21 protein-coding genes and 1 tRNA gene are annotated in these 24,011 nt (G+C 38.3%); 13 read left to right on the top strand and 9 right to left on the bottom strand.

The annotated features are described in order from the left end of the window. Positions 1-58: 58 nt before the first annotated feature. On the top strand, positions 59-1,183 hold the full coding sequence (locus ACQY77_RS17875; protein WP_421940944.1) for a sensor protein KdpD: 1,125 nt from the start codon (positions 59-61) through the stop codon (positions 1,181-1,183). 187 nt (positions 1,184-1,370) lie between these two features. After that, positions 1,371-3,122 (top strand): ATP-binding protein, encoded by a 1,752-nt coding sequence (locus ACQY77_RS17870; RefSeq protein WP_421940945.1) that lies wholly within the window; start codon positions 1,371-1,373, stop codon positions 3,120-3,122. 242 nt (positions 3,123-3,364) lie between these two features. Here the strand turns inward: ACQY77_RS17870 and ACQY77_RS17865 are convergent, their stop codons facing one another. The 4 genes from ACQY77_RS17865 to ACQY77_RS17850 form a co-directional block, all read right to left on the bottom strand. After that, entirely contained in the window at positions 3,365-3,841 is a 477-nt protein-coding gene (locus tag ACQY77_RS17865) for an acyl-CoA thioesterase (protein ID WP_421940946.1), read from the bottom strand. Between the two features lie 224 nt (positions 3,842-4,065). Then, positions 4,066-6,249, bottom strand: a complete 2,184-nt coding sequence (locus ACQY77_RS17860; RefSeq protein WP_421940947.1) for a glycoside hydrolase family 97 protein — start codon at positions 6,247-6,249, stop codon at positions 4,066-4,068. Between the two features lie 129 nt (positions 6,250-6,378). Then, on the bottom strand, positions 6,379-7,629 hold the full coding sequence (locus ACQY77_RS17855; protein WP_421940948.1) for a DUF2130 domain-containing protein: 1,251 nt from the start codon (positions 7,627-7,629) through the stop codon (positions 6,379-6,381). 154 nt (positions 7,630-7,783) lie between these two features. Continuing rightward, complete coding sequence (locus ACQY77_RS17850) at positions 7,784-8,164, bottom strand: OsmC family protein (protein ID WP_421940949.1); 381 nt, start codon at positions 8,162-8,164, stop codon at positions 7,784-7,786. A gap of 116 nt (positions 8,165-8,280) precedes the next feature. Here ACQY77_RS17850 and ACQY77_RS17845 point away from each other — a divergent pair, with 116 nt between their 5' ends. Next, on the top strand, positions 8,281-8,646 hold the full coding sequence (locus ACQY77_RS17845; protein ID WP_421940950.1) for a YtxH domain-containing protein: 366 nt from the start codon (positions 8,281-8,283) through the stop codon (positions 8,644-8,646). Between the two features lie 48 nt (positions 8,647-8,694). After that, positions 8,695-9,438 (top strand): YdcF family protein, encoded by a 744-nt coding sequence (locus ACQY77_RS17840; protein ID WP_421940951.1) that lies wholly within the window; start codon positions 8,695-8,697, stop codon positions 9,436-9,438. A 232-nt stretch (positions 9,439-9,670) separates the two neighbouring features. Here the strand turns inward: ACQY77_RS17840 and obgE are convergent, their stop codons facing one another. The 5 genes from obgE to ACQY77_RS17815 form a co-directional block, all read right to left on the bottom strand. After that, positions 9,671-10,666: a GTPase ObgE gene (gene obgE / locus ACQY77_RS17835; RefSeq protein WP_421940952.1), complete on the bottom strand. Its 996-nt coding sequence runs from the start codon at positions 10,664-10,666 to the stop codon at positions 9,671-9,673. Positions 10,667-10,738: 72 nt separating this feature from the next. Continuing rightward, positions 10,739-11,308, bottom strand: coding sequence for an adenylate kinase (locus ACQY77_RS17830; protein WP_090883563.1), 570 nt, complete (start codon positions 11,306-11,308; stop codon positions 10,739-10,741). A gap of 72 nt (positions 11,309-11,380) precedes the next feature. After that, positions 11,381-11,454: transfer RNA gene (locus ACQY77_RS17825), tRNA-Arg, on the bottom strand. A gap of 80 nt (positions 11,455-11,534) precedes the next feature. Further along, the gene (locus ACQY77_RS17820) at positions 11,535-12,017 is read right to left on the bottom strand and encodes a redoxin domain-containing protein (RefSeq protein WP_421940953.1); all 483 of its coding nucleotides are present in this window, start codon (positions 12,015-12,017) and stop codon (positions 11,535-11,537) included. Positions 12,018-12,153: 136 nt separating this feature from the next. Beyond that, positions 12,154-13,059, bottom strand: a complete 906-nt coding sequence (locus tag ACQY77_RS17815) for an SDR family oxidoreductase (protein WP_421940954.1) — start codon at positions 13,057-13,059, stop codon at positions 12,154-12,156. Positions 13,060-13,220: 161 nt separating this feature from the next. Between ACQY77_RS17815 and atpD the strand changes: the two genes are divergently transcribed. The 9 genes from atpD to ilvC all read left to right on the top strand — a co-directional run bounded on the left by atpD (position 13,221) and on the right by ilvC (position 24,010). Further along, a complete protein-coding gene (atpD, locus tag ACQY77_RS17810; RefSeq protein WP_090883557.1) occupies positions 13,221-14,723 on the top strand; it encodes a F0F1 ATP synthase subunit beta in 1,503 nt (500 codons plus the stop codon). Between the two features lie 79 nt (positions 14,724-14,802). After that, entirely contained in the window at positions 14,803-15,045 is a 243-nt protein-coding gene (gene atpC / locus ACQY77_RS17805; RefSeq protein WP_090883555.1) for an ATP synthase F1 subunit epsilon, read from the top strand. A 107-nt stretch (positions 15,046-15,152) separates the two neighbouring features. Beyond that, positions 15,153-15,884 (top strand): hypothetical protein, encoded by a 732-nt coding sequence (locus ACQY77_RS17800; protein ID WP_421940955.1) that lies wholly within the window; start codon positions 15,153-15,155, stop codon positions 15,882-15,884. Between the two features lie 520 nt (positions 15,885-16,404). After that, a complete protein-coding gene (locus ACQY77_RS17795) occupies positions 16,405-17,295 on the top strand; it encodes an aminotransferase class IV (RefSeq protein WP_421940956.1) in 891 nt (296 codons plus the stop codon). 245 nt (positions 17,296-17,540) lie between these two features. Next, positions 17,541-19,220 (top strand): dihydroxy-acid dehydratase, encoded by a 1,680-nt coding sequence (ilvD, locus tag ACQY77_RS17790; protein ID WP_421940957.1) that lies wholly within the window; start codon positions 17,541-17,543, stop codon positions 19,218-19,220. 51 nt (positions 19,221-19,271) lie between these two features. Then, complete coding sequence (locus ACQY77_RS17785; RefSeq protein ID WP_421940958.1) at positions 19,272-19,865, top strand: ORF6N domain-containing protein; 594 nt, start codon at positions 19,272-19,274, stop codon at positions 19,863-19,865. A 21-nt stretch (positions 19,866-19,886) separates the two neighbouring features. Continuing rightward, a complete protein-coding gene (ilvB, locus tag ACQY77_RS17780) occupies positions 19,887-21,638 on the top strand; it encodes a biosynthetic-type acetolactate synthase large subunit (protein ID WP_421940959.1) in 1,752 nt (583 codons plus the stop codon). 51 nt (positions 21,639-21,689) lie between these two features. After that, complete coding sequence (gene ilvN / locus ACQY77_RS17775) at positions 21,690-22,328, top strand: acetolactate synthase small subunit (RefSeq protein WP_421940960.1); 639 nt, start codon at positions 21,690-21,692, stop codon at positions 22,326-22,328. Between the two features lie 200 nt (positions 22,329-22,528). Beyond that, positions 22,529-24,010, top strand: a complete 1,482-nt coding sequence (gene ilvC / locus ACQY77_RS17770; RefSeq protein WP_421940961.1) for a ketol-acid reductoisomerase — start codon at positions 22,529-22,531, stop codon at positions 24,008-24,010. The last annotated feature ends 1 nt before the right edge of the window (position 24,011 follow it).

Below are 24,011 nucleotides of genomic sequence, written 5' to 3'. Positions count from 1 at the left end.
AAATGGCATATCCGGTGGGTTGAATCGCAAACTATATTCCAAAATCTAAAATCACCTCATGGAAGAAAAAGAAGAATCGGTTAAACATTTCCTGGAGCTGATCAAAAAATCAAGGAGAGGTAAACTCAAGATTTATATTGGCATGAGCGCCGGAGTGGGCAAAACTTACCGGATGCTCCAGGAAGCACATACCCTGCTTCGGGGTGGTATAGATGTTTGGATTGGTTATGTTGAAACCCACCTCAGAACCGAAACTGAAGCATTGGTAAATGGCTTACCCATCATCCCACGCAGAAAACTTTTCTACCGCGGAAAGGAAGTTGAAGAAATGGATCTGCAAGCCATACTCAATCGTCATCCGGAAATAGTAATTGTGGATGAACTTGCGCACAGTAACATTGAGGGAAGTAAAAACTCCAAACGCTGGCAAGATGTTTTTGATCTCCTGGAGGCTGGAATCAATGTTATCTCAGCGGTTAATATCCAGCATTTGGAAAGTATCAATGAAGAGATCGAGCAGATTACAGGGATCCGTGTAACGGAACGCATCCCTGATAAAATATTGCAGATTGCAGATGAGATTGTAAACATAGACCTTACTGCAGATGAACTGATTACCCGATTAAAAGAAGGGAAAATATACGACAAGAGCAAAGTTGAACGGGCACTGGAAAACTTTTTTCAGGCCGATAAAATATTACAGTTAAGGGAGTTCGCACTAAAAGAAGTTGTTCATCAGGTAGAACGTAAAATTCAGACTGAAATCCCAAAATCAATTAAACTTAGGCCAGAAAAGTTTCTGGCCTGCATTTCTTCTAATGCCGAAACGGCAGGAGTCGTGATTCGGAAAACTGCCCGGTTAGCCTCCTACTATCACTCAGCATGGATTGTTTTATATGTACAGAGTGATCAGGAAAGTTTCGATAAAATTAAGCTGGATAAGCAAAGGCATTTAATTAATCACTTTAAGTTAGCTACAGAATTAGGTGCAGAGGTGATTAAAGTTAAAAGTAATCAGATTACTCAAAGCATTATTAACATGGCACAGGAAAAAGAAATCACCACCATTTGTATTGGGAAGCCTCATTTAAATATTTTTCAGGTTATCCTTCGAACGGCAATTTTTAATCAGCTGTTGCGTAATTTAGCGGCGAAAGAAATTGACTTGGTGGTGCTCTCTTAAGTTTTAATTACAGAGAGTAAGTATAATATTAGACTGCCTGTCCAAAATGGAAAAAACCGGTGTTCGCAATGGTTATAAACAAAGTATTTTTACTACAAAGGGCACTAAAAACAACACAAAGGCCACATGGAAAAAAAATAAAAATTTCAGTATTCTCTGTGGTTATTAAATTATAAAAACACATCCCATGAAAATAAAAACCAAGCTCCGTTTTGGATTTGGGTTTCTCTTTATAATTGTACTTGCATTTGGCTTGATTGCTTTATTCTTTTTAAATGAACTTTCCAGCAAATCAAAAGTAATCTTAAAAGACAACTACAAATCCATAAAATATGTTGCAGAAATGCGCAGCATATTAGATGAAAATATTTTCCCCCTTAGTCAGTCCGCATCTAAAACCTTCGAAAAAAATATGGCTAGCGAAGGAGAAAACATTACCGAACCTGGTGAAAAAGCAGCATTCGATCAGTTAAGAACTACTTACAACACTTTGCAGCATAGTCAGTCAGAAACCATTCAGCTGAATAGTATAAAGAGTTTACGTACAATTTTGCATCGTATCGAACAACTTAACCTGAACGCCATCTACAATAAGAATGCATTGGCAAATGAAACAGCTGGCAGAGCCAATCTTTATATCATGATTGCTGCTACATTGAGCTTTATCATCCTCTTCACTTTTATCGTTAATTTTCCTGGTTTTGTTGCCAATCCACTGGCAGAATTCAGCGCAGCCATTAAACAGATCAGTAAAAAGAACTATAATCAGCGTCTACATTTTGAAAATAACGATGAGTTTACCGAATTGGCTGAAGCTTTTAACAGTATGGTTACCAAACTAAGCGAATGGGAAAACAGCAATCTCTCGAAAATCAAGTCAGAAAAATCACGCATCGAAGCCATTATTGCCCAAATGCAGGATGCTATTATTGGTGTCAGCGAAAAAGGAGAAATATTATTTCTTAACCAACTTGCAGCACAGCTGATGAATGTTGAAGAGCAACATGTAATTGGCCAGGACATAGCAACATTGGTAAGCAAAAATGAATTACTTAAACGCATCATTAAACCTGAAAGCACCGATCAAATGCTTAAAATATATGCTAATGATAAGGAGTCTTATTTTCAACTTGAAAGTCGTGAAATCATTATCCCGAATTACGAAGAAAATAACGAAGAAGCCTTAATCAGTGCAACCAAATCTGCCGGAAATGTATATGTACTTAAAAACATTACGCAATTTAAAGAACTTGATGAGGCCAAAACCAATTTCATAGCCACAGTGTCTCACGAATTGAAAACACCCCTCTCTTCAATTAAAATGAGCTTAAAGCTCTTAAAAGATGACCGGGTAGGTAAAATGAATGATGAACAACAGGAATTGGTTGAACATATCAAAGATGACAGTGATAGATTACTAAAAATTACCAGTGAACTTTTGGATCTATCTCAGGCAGAAACCGGCAATTTAAAATTAAATTTTACCCTTACCTCCCCTGTAGAAATTGTTCAATATGCGATTGAAGCGGTAAAGTTTCAGGCAGAGCAAAAATCAATTACACTGCAAATTAACTGTGATGAAAAACTACCTGAAGTAAATGCAGATATTCAGAAAACCGCATGGGTAATGGTCAATTTCCTATCTAATGCCTTGCGGTATAGCGCAGAAAAATCAACCATACTCATTGACGTTTTTCAAAAGGATGGCTTTATAGAATTCTCTGTAAAAGACTTTGGTAAAGGCATTGATGAAAAATACCAGAAGCGCTTATTCGATCGGTATTTTCAGGTACCTACCGATGGGCAAAACAAATCCGGATCGGGATTGGGTTTAGCAATATCAAAAGATTTTATTGAAGCCGAGCAAGGGAAAATTGGAGTAACCAGTGCATTAGGAGAAGGTAGTAGATTTTACTTTAAGCTACCGGCAATTGGATAGCGGTTAAAATAGTTGATTTATGTCTCTGTCTATAGCGTATGTAATGTTATTAAAGTTAAGGCCTCTATAACAATATTTGTTATTATGAACACTTGAAGAATCACAAGGTACTCAGCGAATCTAATCTGTTTTGACAGCATACGATCATTAATACGGCAGTGCCAAATTCACATTAGCATTTCATCGATTGGAGACTTTTCAAGCGTTCAGAATGACAAACAGCAAATCCACTGATTCAAAAGTTAAACAATATAAGGCTCCATTTCCTTATCGATGTTTTTGCGCAGGTCCATTAACTTAATCGCATAGCTATGCATGGCAACTTCTTTCTCTGTTTTAGGTATAAAAGCAGGGATAGGTTTTGGCTGTCCATCATCGTACACGGCAACAAAAACAATGATACAATGTGTATTTTTCACAAAGTCGGCACGTCCAATAGGTTTCGAATAAGCATCAACAGCAATGTGCATACTGGTTTTACCTGTATAAATGATTCTGGCGTCCATCTTTACCAAATGCCCGATATGAACCGGGTGAAAGAATCGGATTCCTCCAACGTAAACCGTTACACAATAAGACTGACTCCACTGTAATGCACAGGCATAAGCAGCTTGGTCAATCCATTTCATCATCGTACCTCCATGAACTTTTCCACCATAATTGATATCAGATGGTTCACTCAAGAACTGAAGTTCGATGTGATTTTTATTTTTCGCCATACTAATTTGCTTTTTCGTTAAGTTTATTTTGATTGGTTAGCATTTTTGGAGCCCGAAAACCATCAAAACACCAAAAACGCTGCAATTTATAAATATCCATTATAATTTTTCACAAAAAATCAACAAAAAGATATTTATATATCAATAAAAAACGAAAAATCAATCCAAAAAATTAACTATTTAGCCTTTTAAATAACAAAAACACAATCTATAACAAAAAAATCTTACTTAACCATTACACTTATTGCATAGCCTCCGCCTGGAGCACAATATTGAGAAAGTTTACTTTTGCTCGTCACTTCAATCTTCCGTATTACATAAGCTTTGGGATTAGTTTCATAATGTGCTCCTTTTCCATCTGCATAAATGGTAGCCTGATATTTCTTTCCTTTATCTAAGAAACTGAAATCAATTTTTGAAGTTCTTCCATTTTCATCGCAGGTACTGCCAATAAACCAATCGTTTTTTCCCTTAGCCTTTCGTGCATAAGTAATGTAATCACCCGGTTCGGCTTCCAAAACTTTAGTATCATCCCAGTCTACAGCCACATCTTTGATGAATTGAAAAGCATCCATGTGTTTATTATAAGTTTCAGGTAGATCTGCTGCCATTTGCAGGGGACTATACATCGTTACGTAAAGTGCTAACTGCCGCGCCAGTGTACTGTGTACAAAAGAATTATTTTCCGGATTATAAACACTCACTTTGGTTTCGAAAATCCCTGGCGTGTAATCCATTGGCCCACCAATTAAGCGTGTGAAAGGCAATATAGTGGTATGATCGGCATTGTTACCACCAAAAGCTTCATATTCGGTTCCTCTTGCAGCTTCATTACCAATTAAATTTGGATAAGTACGAGCCAACCCGGTTGGCCTTACAGCTTCATGGGCGTTAACCATAATTTTATATTCGGCAGCTTTTTCTACTGCAAATTGATAATGGTTGATCAGCCATTGTCCGTAATGATGCTCTCCTCTCGGAATCATATTCCCTACATAACCACTTTTAACGGCATCATATCCATTGGCTTTCATAAATTTATAAGCCGTATCAATATGTCTTTCATAGTTCCGAACAGAAGAAGAGGTTTCATGGTGCATAATCATTTTGATTCCCTTGCTAGCAGCATAGCGGTGCAATTCCTGAGCATCAAAATCCGGATATGGCGTAACGAAATCAAATACATAATCCTTCGTTTTGCCAAACCAATCTTCCCAACCTTCATTCCATCCTTCAACTAATACCGCATCTAGACCATTTTTAGCAGCAAAATCAATGTATTCTTTTACATGTGCGGTGTTGGCGGCATGTTTCCCATTAGGCTTTGTTTTGCTATAATCGGTTATCCCCAACTGAACGCTGGTTAAATCATTATAAGCCCAGGTACTTTTTCCAGTTATCATTTCCCACCAAACCCCAACATATTTAGTTGGCTTAATCCAGGAAACATCTTTGAATTTTGTAGGCTCATTTAAGTTGTAGGTAAGCTTTGAGGTTAAAATATCTCCTGCTTTATCACTTACAATAATGGTTCTCCATGGAGATTGGCAAGGCGCCTGCATATAACCCTTATCTCCTACTGCATCTGGGGTTAACCATGATTCGAGCACCATATTTTTATCATCCAAATTAAGCGACATGCAAGAATAATTAATTAAAGCTGCCTCGTGAATGTTAATGTACAAACCATCCTTGCTCTTCATCATCAATGGTGTTTGCAATCCTGTTGGCGAGAAAGTAGTTTGCGATGCATTAGGCGTAACGGCATCTTTCATTTTTGCTCTAACTTCCGATAGATTTGACGTTACAGTACTGTATTCCTGCGTATCGTAATCGCCAGGTAGCCAAAATGCTTTATGATCGCCTGCCAGAGCGAACTGACTACGTTCTTCTTTAATTACGAAGTAATCTAATTTCTTTTGCTCGGGAAATTCATATCTAAAGCCTAAACCATCATTATACAGCCTGAAACGAACAATAATATAACGCTCTGTTGATTGCTGGGTTAAGGTTACGGCCAATTCATTATAATGATTGACAATTTCCTTTACCTCACCCCATACCGGTTTCCAGGTTTCATTAAATGTACTGGTCTTGGTATCGCTAACCGTAAAGCCATCCAGCAGTGATGTACCTGTTTTTAAAGCAAGGCCTAATTTGCTCGGTTTAATTACCGCTTTTCCTTTATAAGTTAAACTGTAAGTGGGTACACCTCCGGTTTCAAGTACAAATTTCGCAACCAGATTGGCATCTGGCGACTTCAACTCCTGACCGGAAACGTTCCCGGAAAATAAAATGAAGCAAATTATTGCTAAGAATCTAGAAACTTGATCGGCTGCGAGATTATTTTTCTGGTCTTTATTCACTGTTTTATGTATTAAGTTTATACTGCCGGTTGATATGATCATCAAACAGCTAATTATTATTGTATTATAGTTCGGTAGTAATAAATTCCTGCCGAAAGGTTTAATTTATATGATAAAGATGCTGAAACAAGTTAAGCACAACAAATTACAGCACCCTTAATTTCAATCCATTTAATCCAACAAAAGTTCATCATCACCTTCCGTTAAACTTAAATGAATGGTATCACTCCCCGCAATTCCTTCAATTGAACCTCTGATGTGCGTTGCGTTTAACAGCACTTTTTCCAATTGTTTTTCACGGGCTTTCCACAAACGTTCCATAGCATCACGTTCGCGTTGAATAGATAATTTCATGCTCATAAAGCCTTCTCTAATGGCTTTCCACTGCTCTGAAAATTCTGCTCCGGTTAAATAATCATAAAGCATGTGCATTTTATCCCCACGGTTTTCCTGTGATTTCATTGCACTTGACAGGCGCAGAATACCATCCCGCAAAACATAAGCTACGGCATTAACCTCCTCGAAAGAGCAAATCCAAACACCATCCCTTTGTCCGAAACAATCCATCCCTTTAGGATAACATTGGCTTACAATTACTGCAACATCTACCCCCATACTCCGCATATCCTTTTTGAGCTTTTCTATCCAATCACCCCCAAAATCTTTGGTGCGTTTACTCTCATAAATGATTTTGCCACACTCTTGCCCAAACTGGTTACGAACAACCTGCACGCAGTCGGCGCCACGAACACCTTTTCCTACTTCTTCAATTAAATCAAATGGAAAGTTGCTTCGCAGAAGCTCTTCCAAAATCAACTCCTGTACCTCGCCCTGGAGCTGCATACTTCCCTGCTCCGCTTTACGCTTCATTTCTTCTGCGAGCTTTTTCTGATCGTCCAGTTGTTTTTCCAACTCCTTCAGGCGCAGCTGATGTTCCGTTTCTTTAATGCTATTTTTTTCGGCCTCCTGCTTGCGAATCTGTTCAACCAATTCATTTCGCTGTTCCTGCATCTTACGCTGAAAAGCAAGCTCCATCTCTTCTTCCTTAACTTTTAAGCTTTGTTCTCTACGTAAAAATTCCAGTTCTTTTTCGCGCGCCAGTTTTAGTTTTTCTTCGTTTTCCTTTGCATTACCCTCCAGCATCTGCAGCTTGGTTTCAAAATCTGAGGCAATACGTTTACGTAAATCTCCTTCTAAATCTTCTTTAAGCTTATTTTTCTCTTCAATCAACCTGGCATCAAATGCTTTTTGTTGTTGCTGTTTTTCAGCATCCAGTGTAGCCAGCCTCCTTTGAAACTCTTCATCCTTCTGCTTGGTAAAAGACAACATCTTCTCGCGGAGCTCTTTCTTATAATCTTCTGCCATAGCTTCTTCCATCGGAAAAACGTGGGCACAGTTGGGGCATTTTATTTCGGTAGGCATGTGATAAAATCGTTATTTGAATAAATCTGTATCAAAAACACAAACTTGGCTATATCTTGCAAAGATATTAAAGCTTCAGCCAAAATGCAGGGGATTAAAGAAGCGTTTTCCACATTAATCTTTAAACTCCATTTAACTGAAGGATTATAGTAACTTACAATACCTTAGATCTGATTTCATTTCCTGCAGCAAGTATTTTACTCACAGGACATTTTTGAGCGATGTCTTCCAGTCTATCCTTCTGCTCTCGGGTAAGTGGTCCGGTACAAACGATTTCTTCCAGAAAAAGCAGTTGATTATTTTCGCTTCCAACATTTACTTCCACCTCAATTTTATCAATTTCCCAACCTTTCCTATCCGCATACATGCGGAGGGTAATGGCCACACAAGATGCTAATGATGCCATCAATAATCCCTTGGGGGCAAATCCTTGATGTGTTCCGCCCAATTCAAGAGGCTCATCAACTACAATTTCATGTGATCCATTGGTAACTGAGCATGCATAGTGCTCTTTGTTAATTGTTGCTTTAACCATTTTTTGTACTAAAATTTAAAAATTAAACTTAGCAAATATTATACGCTATTACGATTCGATTTAACTTTTGCGAAACTTTATCTGATAGCAATTGTTAGCTTTAAAAATACATAGCCATGAAATACAGAAAGTTAATCGGAAATTTTTTGACGCAAAAATCAAATAGCAATGCACAAGTAGCCATCGCTTTAGTTGCAGGTTTAGCCGCAGGTGCTGTAATCAGTATTTTATTTGCCCCAGATAGCGGAGCCGGAACAAGAGGTAAGATTGCCAGTGGAGCAAGAAACCTGAGGTACGGTTTCCAGGATAAGTACAATCTGCTAAAAGAAAAAGTATTTGGTGTTGAGGCTATTGAAGAGGATTTTGTATCGCATGAAGTTCCTCATTTCAAACATAAAGTTACTAAAAAACGTAAAACAGATACCAAAGATATCCTTGAACATGCTTATGAAAACGGGCAGGTTCAAGAAGGACAAGGATAAAAACAAGCTAATTTGATCAGGATTTGAACAAATTCTTAGCTTTACATCATGATTTTTGTATTGTCTAAGATTTTGCTCTTCCTGATTAAGCCAATTGTTTGGATTATAGCCCTTCTGATTACCGCTTTATCAATTAAAACGGAAAACACACGCAAGAAGCTCCTGGCCTCGGCCTTGGTTTTATTATTTCTCTTTTCCAATGGTTTTATCTTTGGCAAAATCGCCCTTTGGTATGAACCTCGATACCCAACTGAAAATCAATATGATGTAGGAATATTACTGGGAGGTTTTTCTGCTCACAATAAGCGTAATAACAGCATTCAATTTGAAGATAGTGGTGATAGACTTTTTCAGACCATCAAACTTTATAAAACAGGGAAAATCGGCAAAATCCTGATCAGTAGTGGTAATGCTAACCTCATAGACAAAAGCGTTAAAGAAGCCGATTTGGCCGTTACCTATCTGAAACAAATCGGTATACCGGATACTGCTATTCTGGTAGAAAACCAAAGCAGAAATACTTTAGAAAATGCGGAGTACAGTTTGAAGTTAATAGAAAAATATAAATCAAATGCCAGCATATTGATAATCACCAGCGCATGGCATATCCCCAGAACAAAACTAATCTTTAGTCGGTTTTCTAAAAAACAGCTGGATTATTACCCAACTGACTTTGAAGGCAAAACCACATTTGACCTTGGAGATTTTATCATTCCTAGTGCTTCTGCATTCGCGGGATGGGAAAAGATCCTAAAAGAATGGGCCGGATTGGCGGTTGATGGGTTTAGATGATTCTGGTGAGTTGTTTAACTGTTGAATCGTCTAATTGCTTCTGCTTCATGAATGAAAACTGCAAACCGCCAACTGAAAACTGATGAACTGGTGAGTCGCTTAATCGTTGAGTTATTTAGCTGACCCAGCGAGTAGAACTCTAATCGCTCAATTGTCTATCAATTTATTTGACTAAAAACTGCCAACTGAGAACTGAGAATTGCAAACTGAAAACTGCCAACTGAAAACCAAACTACCCGTCGATAGCTTTCCAAAGCATATCCTTCAATTCTGTTAAACCTTTTTCAGCGACAGAAGAGATAAAAATGGATGGAATATCAGGCAGGTCTTGTTTCATTTCGGTCATTAACTCATCATCCAGCATATCGGATTTTGTTATGGCCAGTACATGTGGCTTCTGCATTAATTCCGGGTTGTAAGACAATAATTCTTTTTTAAGGATTTCGTATTCCTCTTTAATACTTCTGCTGGTATCTGCCGGAACCATAAACAGTAACACCGAATTACGTTCGATATGACGCAAGAAACGATAACCCAATCCTTTGCCTTTAGATGCACCTTCGATAATTCCCGGTATATCTGCCATGATGAACGATTTACCTCCTCTATAACTTACAATACCTAAATTAGGTACGATAGTGGTAAAAGGATAATCGGCAATCTCAGGCTTTGCGGCAGAAAGCACGGATAATAAAGTAGATTTACCTGCATTTGGGAATCCTACCAAACCAACATCTGCCAATACCTTGAGCTCCAGGACATTCCAAACTTCTTGCCCTGCCTCACCAGGCTGTGCAAAACGAGGTGTTTGTTGCGTTGGGGTTTTAAAATGAGCATTACCTAAACCTCCGCGACCTCCAGGTGTTAAAATTTTGGTTTCACCATCTTTGGTAATTTCAAAAAGTACTTCTCCGGTTTCTGCATTCTTAGCAATGGTACCCAGTGGAACTTCTAAAATTTCATCTTTACCCTGTCTGCCCGATTTATGCGAACTTCCACCTGCCATACCATCTTCGGCAATGATGTGCTTACGATATTTTAAGTGTAATAAAGTCCAGATATGGGTACTCCCTTTAACAATGATATGACCACCACGACCGCCATCACCACCATCCGGACCACCCATAGATGTTAAAACATCGCGATGTAAATGTGCAGAGCCTGCGCCTCCCTTACCAGAGCGGCAGCATATTTTTACATAATCAACGAAATTGGAACCCTGTGACATAATATTACTCCTTAAATAAAAAATGGCGGAAAAAAATAAATCCTTCCCGCCATTAAAAAAAACTCTTATTACTTAGTATTGATCAATAACAGCGCAAAGATCATTAAATACTGTTTCTATTTCACCTATTCCGTTTACTTTATTCAACTTTCCTTGTGCCTCATAATAAGGTAATACATGGATGGTTTTATCAAAGTACTCTGAAATACGTTTTTTCAACTTCTCCGCATCATCATCTGGTCTGCCACTTACTTTATGGCGCTCAGCGATACGTTTAGTCAATTCTTCCTGGTTCACATCTAAGGCAATAACACCTGCAATGTTGCTTCCTTTACGTTCCAGAAATAAGTCAAGCTCTTCTGCCTGTGGAACAGTACGAGGAAATCCGTCAAACACAAAACCTTTAGCTTCAGGATTTTTATCTACTTCTTCTTCCAACATCGCAATTGTAATCGCATCTGGTACTAATTCACCATCAGCTAACAACTGACTCACTTTTTGTCCTAATTCAGTTTGATTTTTAACATGTGCCCTAAAAAGGTCGCCTGTTGAAACATGTACCAACTGATATTTTGCAATCAGCTTTTCAGATTGGGTGCCTTTACCCGCCCCTGGAGGGCCAAAGAGAACTAAATTAAGCATTAACGTGGTTTAGGTTATCTTTAAAATTAAAAAGCCTTGTCGCCATGGGGCAACAAGGCTTCTTCCAAATTGTGCACTCGTAGGGATTCGAACCCCAAACCTTCTCATCCGTAGTGAGATGCTCTATCCAATTGAGCTACGAATGCATTTCCGTTCGCTAACGGACTGCAAAAGTATGAACTCAATCTTAATTTCCAAATTTTATTTTAAAAAAACTTTGAAATTGTTAGCCTGCCTCCACCCCCGAAGCATTCAATACATCGTTAATCGCCTTAAAATCAGGAAGCTCTTTCGCATCTTCCAAAATTTCAGCGTAGGCAATTTTTCCTTCTTCATCAATAACAAATGCTGCTCTTTTAGAAACCCCCTTCAATCCAAACACAAATTCATCGTAAAAAGCACCATAGGCTTTAGAAACCTCCTTGTTAAAATCAGACAACAACGGAAACTGATAGCTTTGAACTTCTTTAAATTTCGCTAATGAAAATGGAGAATCAACAGAAATACCAATAACCTGGGCATTAATCCCCTCATAATAACTGAAGTTATCTCTCATGGCACAAAGCTGTTCGGTACACGTACCAGTAAATGCCATTGGAAAGAAATGAATAATTACCTTCTTGCCTTTAAATGCTGAAAGAGAAATCTCTGTCAACTCTGAAGTGTATAATTTAAAATCAGGGGCTATGTCGCCTACTTGTAATGCCATTCTAGTATAGTTTAATTGTTTAACTTGAAGATTGCCAACTCAATTGCTTAACTGAACACCGCAAACTGAATTGTATTATTGTCTAACTGTTTAATTGCTTAATTGTTTGGAAAATCAATTAGATACTAACCACTTATTAGCGTAAATTGATTTGCTGCGCAACAATCCTTAAGCCCTCCTCAAAACTGTGCGGCTGGTAATTCAAATCTCCAATGGCTTTATCCAGTACAAAGCCTGTTTTCACCGGACGCTTGGCTGTTTGATTTAAGCTTTCAGAACTGACTTCTGAAAGGACCGACTTATCGAGCGCCCAATAATCGGCAACTTTTCTCACTAAATCTGCAATGCTCATGTAATCTTTGCCAGAAATATGATAAATGCCCTGTGCTTCTTTTTCTACTGCAAGCAGGCAAGCTTCTGCCAAATCTTCTGCGAGAGTCGGCATCCGCCACTGATCATTTACTACATTAATGGGAGAACCTTTCTCTAGAGCTCCTTTGGCCCAAAGCACGATATTACTGCGGCTCATATCGCTGGTTATTCCATAAACTAAAATTGTACGTATTACTGCCCATTTAATCTTTGAAGCTTTAAGTAATTCCTCGGCCAACACCTTTGTTTCTCCATAATAACTTACAGGATTAACCGCGTCTTCTTCTTTGTACGGCCCATCAGCCCCATCAAATACAAAATCAGTACTTAAATGTATCAGCTGAATATTTTTCTCTCCGCAAAGCGAAATTAAAGCTTGTACTGCATCTACATTAAGCGCATATGCCAATTCTTTTTGTGCCTCACAAGTATCTACATTAGTCATAGCAGCAGTATGCACAATTGCATCAGGCTTATACTTTTCAACAACTTCCCTTACCTGATCGGGGTTTAGTATATCCATCTCGGCATATTCATAACCTTGTATTACCGGATAGCGGTTAGCGCCTTTGGAGGTGGCAATCAGTTTAATGCTACCCCCAGCCAGTACTTTTTCGGTTATTTTCTGCCCCAAAAGGCCATTACTGCCAGTAACTAAAATGGTTTTCATAAATTTAATTTAGGTTTCGAAAATACCCATAAAAACACTGTTGAAAAAATCTATATAATATATTTAAAATTAATTTATAAAAGCTTAACTTTGCCAACCGAATTGGAGCCCTAACAAACTGCTTTAATTCATTGACTGTAATAATTTTACTCACAACAGATATGCCTAACTTAGGAAAAATAGCACAAATTATCGGCCCAGTGGTTGACGTTAGCTTTGCTGATGATGCCCATCTACCTAAAATTTTTGATGCATTAGAGATCAAAAAAGAAAACGGACAAAAAATTGTTTTAGAAGTTCAACAGCACCTAGGTGAAGACCGTGTACGTGCTATTGCGATGGACTCAACAGACGGATTGGTACGTGGAATGCAAGTAGTTGATACAGGTTCTGCGATTAAAATGCCAATCGGCGATCAGATTAAAGGTCGTTTATTTAACGTAGTTGGTGAAGCCATTGATGGTATCAACGCGGTAGATAATACTAATGGTAATCCGATCCACGCAACTCCTCCTAAGTTTGAAGATCTATCTACTGAAACTGAAGTACTTTTCACAGGTATCAAAGTAATCGATTTATTAGAGCCTTATGCAAAAGGTGGTAAAATCGGTTTATTCGGTGGTGCTGGTGTAGGTAAAACGGTATTAATTATGGAGTTGGTAAACAACATCGCTAAAGCCTATGCTGGTTTATCAGTATTTGCTGGTGTTGGTGAGCGTACTCGTGAGGGTAACGACTTACTTCGTGAGTTTATCGAGTCAGGTGTAATCAACTATGGTGATGATTTCTTACACTCAATGGAAAAAGGTGGATGGGATTTGAACGCTGTTGATACTGAAAAATTAAAAGAAAGTAAAGCAACCCTAGTATTCGGTCAAATGAACGAGCCTCCTGGTGCACGTGCTCGTGTAGCATTATCAGGTTTAACTGTTGCTGAATATTTCCGTGATGGCGATGGAGAAGGCGCAGGAAAAGATATTCTTTTCTTCGTTGATAACATCTTCCGTTTCACACAAGCAGGTTCTGAGGTATCAGCGTTATTAGGCCGTATGCCTTCAGCAGTAGGTTACCAACCAACTTTAGCTACTGAGATGGGTTTGATGCAAGAGCGTATTACTTCAACTAAACGTGGTTCAATTACTTCAGTACAAGCGGTATACGTACCTGCGGATGATTTAACTGACCCGGCTCCGGCTACAACTTTCGCCCACTTAGATGCAACAACAGTACTTTCCCGTAAAATTGCTGAGTTAGGTATTTATCCTGCGGTAGATCCATTAGATTCTACTTCACGTATCCTTTCTCCTGCAGTATTAGGTGATGAGCATTATAACACCGCTCAACGCGTGAAAGAAACTTTACAACGTTATAAAGAATTGCAAGATATTATCGCAATCTTAGGTATGGATGAGTTATCTGAAGAAGATAAATTAGTCGTATCAAGAGCGCGTCGTGTTCAACGTTTCTTATCTCAACCTTTCCACGTAGCTGAGCAGTTCACTGGTTTAGCAGGTGTATTGGTAGACATTAAAGACACCATCAAAGGATTCAACATGATCATGGATGGTGAAGTTGATGAGTATCCTGAAGCTGCATTTAACTTGGTAGGTAGCATCGAAGACGCTATCGAAAAAGGTAAAAAATTATTAGCAGAAGCGAACTAGCAGACCTGAGACACTAGATGTGAGACGTGAGAGGGACTTTGTCTCATATCTCATGCCTCACATTTCAAATCTATTCAAAATGAATTTAGAAATATTAACTCCAGATAAAAAAGTTTACGAAGGTGAAGTAACCGCGGTTACGGTGCCTGGTACTTTAGGTTCTTTCCAGATTTTAAAAGACCACGCCCCTATTATCTCTACTTTAGAAGATGGAGAAGTTATTATCAAAGGCAAAGCCGACGAGGAGCGCTTTTTTATTAAAGGAGGAGTTGTAGAAGCTATCCACAATAAAATTGTTGTTTTAGCTGAAGGTATAGCTTAAAAACACATCAACACACACTTGCAAAGCCCTTTCGGTAATTCCGAAAGGGCTTTTTGTTTTTAGCAGAGCAACCTAAACCTTATTTTTGACGTATCTTGTTAAAAGATATGATGAATACCAGCAAATTAACCACTTCCATAATCTTTCTACTGAGCATTCTGTTGTCGAGCAAATTTACATTAGGTAAAGAATACCAATCTTTAGCCATTTATATGGCAGAAAACCCAAAAGGAAAACACCAGGGAACGGATGGAAACTGGTTAAAGTCAGATCGGGAAAAAAGCAATGAAATCTGGAACCAGGCCAATTTCATCAATATAAAAAAACAAAATGGTTACCTGGAGTATAAAAATCTTAATGAGCGTTGTTCATTTTACCTATGGTTTCAACATCAAACTGATTCCTTGGGCTTTAAAACCAGGTGGCCAGGCGTAGCTGCTTCAACTGCAAGAAAACTGAAACATCTATTACACCCAATGGCCACAATCTGTGGGTATTCAAATCACCAGATTCAAGACTTTGTTAATAAAGGAAGCGACACAATCTTCAATAACATCTGGGGAGATTTAAAAGCTTTATATGAAGCTCAACCCTTACAAGGAACTGATGCTGAAATATATGATGGTAGTTTGCTGCTGAAAGAACAAAACTTAATAAACCCGTATTTTCAACGGCTCCATCCATTGGCTATCAAAAAACTGGAAAGATTGCTGAAAAAAGAAAATGTAATCTCCCGACTCTTTCCAGGTTACGAGTTTGAAGGTAATCTGTTAAGCATTTCAGACAGATGGTTTTACGGCATGAAGCTCATGAGGTATCATCCTACACACGAACGATAAACAGTGCTTTTTTGCTTTAGGTGTTGGCGCTCATTTTTACTCAAAAAATGCAACTTTTCTCTACCCAAATTCAATTTTAGGCAGAAAATATCAAAAAATACAATGCAAGCATAACATCTATACCGTATACCGATTTGATATTTGGTCTACGGCCATCGGTATTAAATCACTAATTCAACACCAATACGAAATTATATTTCGAAATAAACAATTTTACAGAAACTATATTCTAATTTTGTTTTTTTTCATTTTTCCTTGCATAATTCTATACCAAAAACTAAATTGGTTTTATAAACAATTAGAAAAAATAATGGCAATCCAAAACAACAATACGCTTACAAATCTTACTGCTCTTGCAGTTGGAAATGTGCTGTTGTTTCCTGTCATTTTAGTAAACCTCTTACTCTTAAACCTATTAGGCAATAAGCGGGCGCAGTTTAAATAGATTAAAAAACTAAAAAATACTAAAGCGTCCCGACACAAACGGGGCGCTTTTTTTGAATAACAAAACACGTGTAAAATGAACTACTATAATTCAAACACGATTATTTACCTTGATGGAAAGTTCGATAAAGCTATCAATAGCAGTACCGACCTATATGGCCAGTCATTGCATTATGGTTATGCCGCTTTCGAGGGCATAAGAGCTTATAAAACCCATAATGGTAATCGGATTTTTAAAGCTGCTGCACATTTTGATCGTTTAGAACGTTCATGCCAACTGGCGAACATTCCATTTCCATGGGATAAACAAGAGCTAATTGTTGCCACTTATAAACTACTTCAGTTAAACAAATTGAAGGATGCTTACATCCGTCCACTCGTTTTTTGCCACCCAAACATGAAATTAAATGAGCCGTCAGGGGTTTCTATTTTAATTTGTGCCTGGGAATGGGATGCATATTCGGGGAGTAAACTTCTAAACTTAGGGATTTCGAAATACGAACGTCCAAATCCCAAGTCTACACCCATGGAAGCCAAACTGAGTGGAAATTATGTAAACTCCATCTTAGCAACTACTGCAGCAAAAGCTGCAGGTTTTGACGAAGCATTACTATTAGACATGAATGGATTGGTTGCCGAGGCATCCGGAGCCAATATTTTTATAGAAAAAGACGGCAAATTATATACACCGAAAACAGGGAATATTTTGCCTGGCATTACCAGAACCACAGTAAAAGAGTTATGCCATGTTTTAGATATTGAATGCATTGAAAAGGATATTACTGTATCCGAACTGAAAAATGCAGATGGTGCATTTTTATGTGGAACAGCTACAGAAATTGCCGGCATAGCGGCAATAGATGATGTGGTTTTTCGTCCACTTTGGAGAGAATCGATTGGATACACCATTCAAAGGGCCTACAAAAACCTGGTTCTCGAAAAAGTAAACTATGAGGTAATCATATAAAACCTCATTTTTTTAAATTGTTCTTTGCATTTATTAATTAGTTAGTATGTTTGTGTTCGATCCAGAACATGAATTTTAACACAAACATTATTAGCAACATTATTATTGTCATTTTCCGACAGGAAGGTGGATCCCGTTGCGTATAATATAAAATATACAATACCGAAACCGCCTTCTAAACAGAGGCGGTTTTTTTTTTGCCTCAAAATTAAATTAACAAAACAACCAGAAACATACATTTTACAATGAGCGAATTAAACAAGTACAGTAAAACATTTACACAAGATCCTACACAACCTGCCGCACAGGCAATGCTTTATGGAATTGGCTTAACCGATGCCGATATGGAAAAAGCACAGGTCGGTATTGCGAGCATGGGTTACGATGGTAACACCTGCAACATGCACTTAAACGACTTGGCACAAGTGGTCAAAAAAGGGGTCTGGAATAATGATTTAGTGGGCTTGACATTTAACACCATTGGTGTAAGTGATGGAATGAGCAACGGAACGGATGGGATGCGTTACTCTTTAGTAAGCCGTGATGTAATTGCTGATAGTATTGAAACCATTTGCGGTGGCCAATATTACGATGGTGTAATTGCCATCCCGGGTTGTGATAAAAACATGCCTGGTGCGATTATGGCCATGGCCCGTTTAGATCGTCCATCGATTATGGTTTATGGTGGAACCATTGCTCCCGGACATTACAAAGGCGAAGAATTAAACATTGTTTCAGCTTTCGAGGCTTTAGGCCAAAAAATCTGTGGCAACCTTTCTGATGAGGATTACACAGGCATCATTAAACATACTTGCCCTGGTGCAGGCGCGTGTGGCGGTATGTACACAGCAAATACCATGGCTTCGGCAATTGAAGCGTTAGGCATGAGCTTACCTTATTCTTCTTCTAACCCGGCAGTTAGTGAAGAGAAACAAAAAGAATGTTTAGATGCAGGGAAATATATCAGAATCCTTTTAGAGAAAGATATTAAGCCTAGTGATATCATGACCAGAAAAGCATTCGAGAATGCAATTCGCAGCATCATCATTTTAGGAGGAAGTACCAACGCAGTATTGCACTTCATTGCAATGGGTAAGGCCATTGGTGTGAACATCACACAGGACGATTTCCAACGCATGAGCGATGAAACACCAGTTCTAGCAGATTTCAAACCAAGTGGAAAATACTTAATGCAGGATTTACATCAATATGGTGGTATACCAGCAGTATTAAAATATTTATTAAACGAAGGTCTACTCCACGGTGATTGTTTAACGGTAACGGGTAAAACTTTAGCAGAGAATTTAGCAGATGTAAAATCTGTTATGGACTATGACCAAAAAATTATCCAAAAGCTTAGTGAACCGATTAAAGCAACTGGCCACTTACAAATTCTTTATGGAAACTTAGCCGAAAAAGGATCTGTTGCAAAAATCAGTGGTAAAGAAGGCGAGAAATTTGAAGGTCCGGCACGTGTGTTTGATGGCGAGCATGATTTAATTGCTGGTCTTTCCAGTGGTCGTGTTAAACCAGGTGATGTAATCGTTATAAAAAATGCAGGCCCGATTGGTGCACCAGGTATGCCTGAAATGTTAAAACCGACATCGGCCATTATTGGTGCTGGTTTAGGAAAATCAGTGGCTTTGATTACTGATGGTCGTTTCTCTGGTGGAACGCACGGTTTCGTGGTTGGTCACATTACTCCTGAATCTTACAAAGGCGGGTTAATTGGCTTGGTTGAAGATGAAGATCCGATTTTAATTGATGCAGTCAATAACATCATTAGTTTACAAGTGAGCGACGAGGTTATTGCAGAGCGAAGAAAGAATTACGTTCAACCTGCATTGAAAGTAAGTAAGGGCGTACTATATAAATATGCTAAAACCGTATCAGATGCTTCTGAAGGTTGCGTTACTGACGAATAACTAATTTAAAGTCATCCCTAGACTATAAATTAATATTAAAAAGAATGCAGCATGCAAATTATAAGAAGCATTGAAAGTAGAATTTATACCATTAGGGGTGAAAGAGTAATGTTAGATTTTGATCTGGCATCACTATATGAAGTTGAAACAAAAGTATTAAATCAAGCAGTTAAGCGTAATTCCACACGTTTCCCTGATGACTTTATGTTTCAGTTAAGTTTTGCTGAGTTTGAAGCGATAAAATTTCAGATAGATGCAAATAATAATAAAGGGACCGCATCACAAATTGTGGTGAATAGTCAGCCCAACTTGAAGTCACAATTTGTGACTTCAAGTTGGGGCGGCACCCGAAAACTACCTTACGCATTTACCGAGCAAGGGGTAGCCATGTTAAGTGGAGTTTTAAAAAGTGAAAGGGCAATTAAAATGAATATTGCCATCATGAGAGCCTTTGTTGATGTTCGGAAGATTTTGTTAAAACAGAACAATATAAACGAACAACTAACTGAAATTAAAGAACGAATTGGCGAACATGATATTCAACTTAATGAACTTTATGATGCAATGGAAAATTTAATAGATGAAAAAATTGCTCAATTGAAGTGGAAAGATAGACAGAGAATTGGGTTTAAAATTAAAGAATAATAGAACCGCAAATACATAACTATGGAAACTGCACAAGAAACAATACAACAAAACGAGGCCAAAGCAGAAACCTCAAAAACCTTATTCAAAGGAACAGGCTCGCAGGTTTTGTTGAATGGATTAATTGAAGAGGGTGTAACCACCATTTTCGGTTATCCAGGTGGAGCAATCATGCCTATTTATGATGCCCTTTACGATTATGCTGATAAATTAGAACATATTTTAGTTCGCCACGAACAAGGTGGAATACATGCCGCTCAAGGCTTTGCAAGAGCAAGTGGTGAAGTAGGTGTGGTATTCGCTACCAGCGGACCTGGCGCTACGAATTTAGTAACCGGTTTGGCCGATGCACAAATTGACAGTACACCATTGGTTTGTATCACCGGACAAGTATTTGCCCATTTATTGGGAACGGATGCTTTTCAGGAAACTGATGTAATTAATATTACTACACCGGTAACCAAATGGAACTATCAGGTTACAGATGCAAAAGAAATACCTGAAGTATTAGCAAAGGCATTCTATATCGCTAAAAGTGGTAGACCAGGCCCAGTATTAATTGATATCACCAAAAATGCACAGTTGCAGGTAGAAGAATTTCCAGCGTATGTTAAATGCAACCATATCCGTAGCTACAGACCTAAACCAAAGGTAAGGATTCAATTTATAGAAGAAGCTGCTGCCTTAATCAATAGTGCCCAAAAACCATTCATTTTATTTGGTCAGGGTGTTATTTTAGGTAAAGCTGAGGCAGAGTTTAAAGCTTTTATTGAAAAAACAGGTATTCCAGCTGCATGGACGATCATGGGCGAAGGTGCAATTCCAACCAGCCATCCATTAAACGTGGGTATGTTAGGTATGCACGGAAACTATGGCCCTAATGTTTTAACCAACGAAGCGGATGTAATCATTGCAATAGGTATGCGCTTTGATGATCGTGTAACCGGAAGATTAGATAAATACGCTAAACAGGCAAAAATTGTTCATTTAGACATTGACCCTGCCGAAATAGATAAAAATGTTAAAGCTGAGGTTGGTGTTTGGGGCGATTGTAAAGAAACGCTTCCACTGTTAACAAACTTAGTTGAAGAGAAAAAACACGAGGAGTGGTTAGCTAAATTCAGATCTTATAACCAGGAGGAAATTGATCAGGTCATTACTCCTGAACTTTATCCAACAAGCGATGAGATGACCATGGGCGAAGTACTTCGCGTAATCAATGAAATTACTGGTGGAGATGCAGTTATTGTTACAGATGTTGGTCAGCACCAGATGGTTGCTTGTCGTTATGCTAAATTTAACAATACCCGTAGCAACATCACTTCTGGTGGTTTAGGTACCATGGGTTTTGGTTTGCCTGCAGCAATTGGAGCTAAATATGGTGCTCCCGATAAAACTGTAATTGCGATTATCGGTGATGGAGGCTTCCAGATGACTCCACAAGAATTGGGTACCATTATGCAGTTTGGTGCCGCCGTGAAGATCTTAATTTTGAACAACCGTTTCTTAGGAATGGTTCGTCAATGGCAGCAGTTATTCCATGATAAACGTTATTCGTTTGTAAACATTACCAGTCCTGATTTTGTCGCATTAGCTAAATCATATTATATCGAAGCAAGCAAAGTGGATGAAAGAGCTAATCTACGTACTGCCCTGGAAACCATGATTAACCATGAAGGGGCGTATCTTCTTGAAGTAATGGTAGGAAGAGAGAACAACGTTTTCCCTATGGTTCCTCAAGGAATGAGTGTAAGCGAAATTAGGTTGAAATAAGACGAAAAAGCTAGAATACGACAGCGAATAAGATTAATAAAACTGGAAATAATGAGTACTCAAGATACATTAAAACACAAAATAGATCACATAGATGCTGATGGTAAGCAAGAATATACCATTACGGTTTATGCAGAAAACCGCATCGGTTTACTAAACAGGATTGCGATCATTTTCTCTAAAAGAAAGATCAATATTGAAAGCTTAAACACCTCTCCTTCTGAAATTGATGGCATTCACCGTTTCAACATTGTAATTACAGAGGGCTCTGAGGTAGTAAGGAAGTTAGCCCGTCAGATTGAAAAGCAAATCGAAGTATTAAAAGTATATTTTAACACTAATGATGAGATTATTTGGCAGGAACTGGCACTCTATAAAGTTTCTACAGATGAAATTGCTGAAAAAGTAACTGTTGAACGTCTTTTAAGGCAGTATGGTGCAAGTGCGGTAGTGATTCGTAAAGATTATACTGTTTTTGCCGTAACGGGTCATAGAGAAGAAACTGATGCACTGGTAAAAGCGCTGGAACCTTATGAACTGATTGAATTTGTTCGCTCGGCAAGGGTAGCTATTATTAAGGATAGTGCTGGTTTCCACGAAAAACTAAAAGAGTTTGAAGCAATCGAACCCGGAGAAGAACTTATTGAAAATGAGTTTTTAGATAAAGGCGAGAAGATTTTCACGATGTAATTCGTTTTTACCAGTGAACGGGGCCAGGTTTTGAAAAACTGAACGGCTTTAACTAAACCCGATAGCAGTGGAGGCCAATTTTTCCTTTGGCCGGAACGAATAGCGGGGCCGAAAGAACCGAAAAGCACAGAAAATTGCTTTTCAATTCATACAAAATATATAACTGATAATAAAAACTAGAAAATTAACCAATAAAAACAATGGCAAATTATTTTAACACATTACCACTTAGAGAACAACTAGACCAATTGGGCGTTTGCGATTTCATGGACAACACAGAATTTGTTGATGGTGTAAGCGCTTTAAAAGGTAAAAAACTGGTAATTGTAGGTTGTGGTGCACAGGGATTAAACCAAGGTTTAAATTTAAGAGATAGTGGTTTAGATGTTTCTTATGCTTTACGTAAAGAGGCAATTGAAGGTAAAAGAGATTCGTGGAAAAATGCTACGGATAATAACTTCAAGGTTGGAACTTACGAAGAACTTATTCCTACTGCCGATGTAGTGATTAACCTTACTCCTGATAAACAACACACCTCTGTGGTAAATGCAGTTATGCCTTTAATGAAACAAGGTTCTACTTTACTTTATTCTCACGGTTTTAACATTGTTGAAGAAGGTATGCAAATCCGTAAAGACATTACCGTTATTATGGTTGCGCCTAAATGTCCTGGTAGTGAGGTACGTGCAGAATATGTTCGTGGATTTGGTGTTCCTACACTTATCGCTGTTCACCCTGAGAACGATCCTGAAGGAAAAGGTTTAGAGCAGGCAAAAGCTTACTGCGTAGGTACTGGCGGTCACAGAGCCGGTGTTTTAAAATCATCTTTCGTTGCTGAAGTAAAATCTGATTTAATGGGCGAGCAAACTATTCTTTGTGGCTTGTTACAAACAGGTTCTATCCTATCTTTCGATAAAATGGTAGAGAAAGGTATTGACGCTGGATATGCTTCCAAACTGGTTCAATATGGTGTTGAAGTAATTACTGAAGCTTTAAAACACGGTGGTGTTTCGGGTATGTTAGACAGATTGAGCAATCCTGCAAAGATCAAAGCTTTTGAAGTTTCAGAGGAATTGAAAAAAATCATGCGTCCTTTATTCCAAAAACATCAGGATGACATCATGAGTGGTGAATTTAGCCGCATTATGATGGAAGACTGGGCTAATGGTGATAAAAACTTATTGGCATGGAGAGCTGAAACAGGCGAAACTGCTTTCGAAAAAACACCTGCTGGTGATGTACAGATTGGCGAACAGGAATATTTCGATAACTATTTGTTAATGGTAGCTTTCGTTAGAGCAGGTGTAGAACTGGCATTCGAAACCATGGTTGAAGCAGGTATTAAACCAGAGTCAGCTTATTATGAGTCGTTACATGAAACTCCACTTATTGCCAATACCATTGCACGTAAAAAATTATTCGAAATGAACCGTGTAATTTCTGATACTGCAGAATATGGCTGTTATTTATTCGATCAGGCTTGTAAACCTTTATTAGCTGATTTCATGAAAACAGTTGATACTGATTTAGTAGGTAAAAACTTCAACGAAGGAAAAGACGGTTCGGTTGATAACAGAACGTTAATTGCTGTTAACGAAGCATTACGTACACATCAGGTAGAAATTGTTGGTCAAAAATTACGTAAAGCGATGACTGCAATGAAAACCATTAAAACAGCTTAAT

It is taken from the genome of Pedobacter sp., from assembly GCF_965279535.1.
Taxonomy (GTDB): domain Bacteria; phylum Bacteroidota; class Bacteroidia; order Sphingobacteriales; family Sphingobacteriaceae; genus Pedobacter.
This window is presented reverse-complemented; position numbering and strand designations above follow the sequence as displayed.

Bases quoted from the DNA above. Each gene is read 5' to 3' on its own strand.
- ACQY77_RS17875 (WP_421940944.1), top strand. From the start codon at position 59: ATGGAAGAAAAAGAAGAATCGGTTAAACATTTCCTGGAGCTGATCAAA.
- ACQY77_RS17870 (WP_421940945.1), top strand. From the start codon at position 1,371: ATGAAAATAAAAACCAAGCTCCGTTTTGGATTTGGGTTTCTCTTTATA.
- ACQY77_RS17865 (WP_421940946.1), bottom strand. From the start codon at position 3,841: ATGGCGAAAAATAAAAATCACATCGAACTTCAGTTCTTGAGTGAACCA.
- ACQY77_RS17860 (WP_421940947.1), bottom strand. From the start codon at position 6,249: ATGATCATATCAACCGGCAGTATAAACTTAATACATAAAACAGTGAAT.
- ACQY77_RS17855 (WP_421940948.1), bottom strand. From the start codon at position 7,629: ATGCCTACCGAAATAAAATGCCCCAACTGTGCCCACGTTTTTCCGATG.
- ACQY77_RS17850 (WP_421940949.1), bottom strand. From the start codon at position 8,164: ATGGTTAAAGCAACAATTAACAAAGAGCACTATGCATGCTCAGTTACC.
- ACQY77_RS17845 (WP_421940950.1), top strand. From the start codon at position 8,281: ATGAAATACAGAAAGTTAATCGGAAATTTTTTGACGCAAAAATCAAAT.
- ACQY77_RS17840 (WP_421940951.1), top strand. From the start codon at position 8,695: ATGATTTTTGTATTGTCTAAGATTTTGCTCTTCCTGATTAAGCCAATT.
- obgE (WP_421940952.1), bottom strand. From the start codon at position 10,666: ATGTCACAGGGTTCCAATTTCGTTGATTATGTAAAAATATGCTGCCGC.
- ACQY77_RS17830 (WP_090883563.1), bottom strand. From the start codon at position 11,308: ATGCTTAATTTAGTTCTCTTTGGCCCTCCAGGGGCGGGTAAAGGCACC.
- ACQY77_RS17820 (WP_421940953.1), bottom strand. From the start codon at position 12,017: ATGGCATTACAAGTAGGCGACATAGCCCCTGATTTTAAATTATACACT.
- ACQY77_RS17815 (WP_421940954.1), bottom strand. From the start codon at position 13,059: ATGAAAACCATTTTAGTTACTGGCAGTAATGGCCTTTTGGGGCAGAAA.
- atpD (WP_090883557.1), top strand. From the start codon at position 13,221: ATGCCTAACTTAGGAAAAATAGCACAAATTATCGGCCCAGTGGTTGAC.
- atpC (WP_090883555.1), top strand. From the start codon at position 14,803: ATGAATTTAGAAATATTAACTCCAGATAAAAAAGTTTACGAAGGTGAA.
- ACQY77_RS17800 (WP_421940955.1), top strand. From the start codon at position 15,153: ATGATGAATACCAGCAAATTAACCACTTCCATAATCTTTCTACTGAGC.
- ACQY77_RS17795 (WP_421940956.1), top strand. From the start codon at position 16,405: ATGAACTACTATAATTCAAACACGATTATTTACCTTGATGGAAAGTTC.
- ilvD (WP_421940957.1), top strand. From the start codon at position 17,541: ATGAGCGAATTAAACAAGTACAGTAAAACATTTACACAAGATCCTACA.
- ACQY77_RS17785 (WP_421940958.1), top strand. From the start codon at position 19,272: ATGCAAATTATAAGAAGCATTGAAAGTAGAATTTATACCATTAGGGGT.
- ilvB (WP_421940959.1), top strand. From the start codon at position 19,887: ATGGAAACTGCACAAGAAACAATACAACAAAACGAGGCCAAAGCAGAA.
- ilvN (WP_421940960.1), top strand. From the start codon at position 21,690: ATGAGTACTCAAGATACATTAAAACACAAAATAGATCACATAGATGCT.
- ilvC (WP_421940961.1), top strand. From the start codon at position 22,529: ATGGCAAATTATTTTAACACATTACCACTTAGAGAACAACTAGACCAA.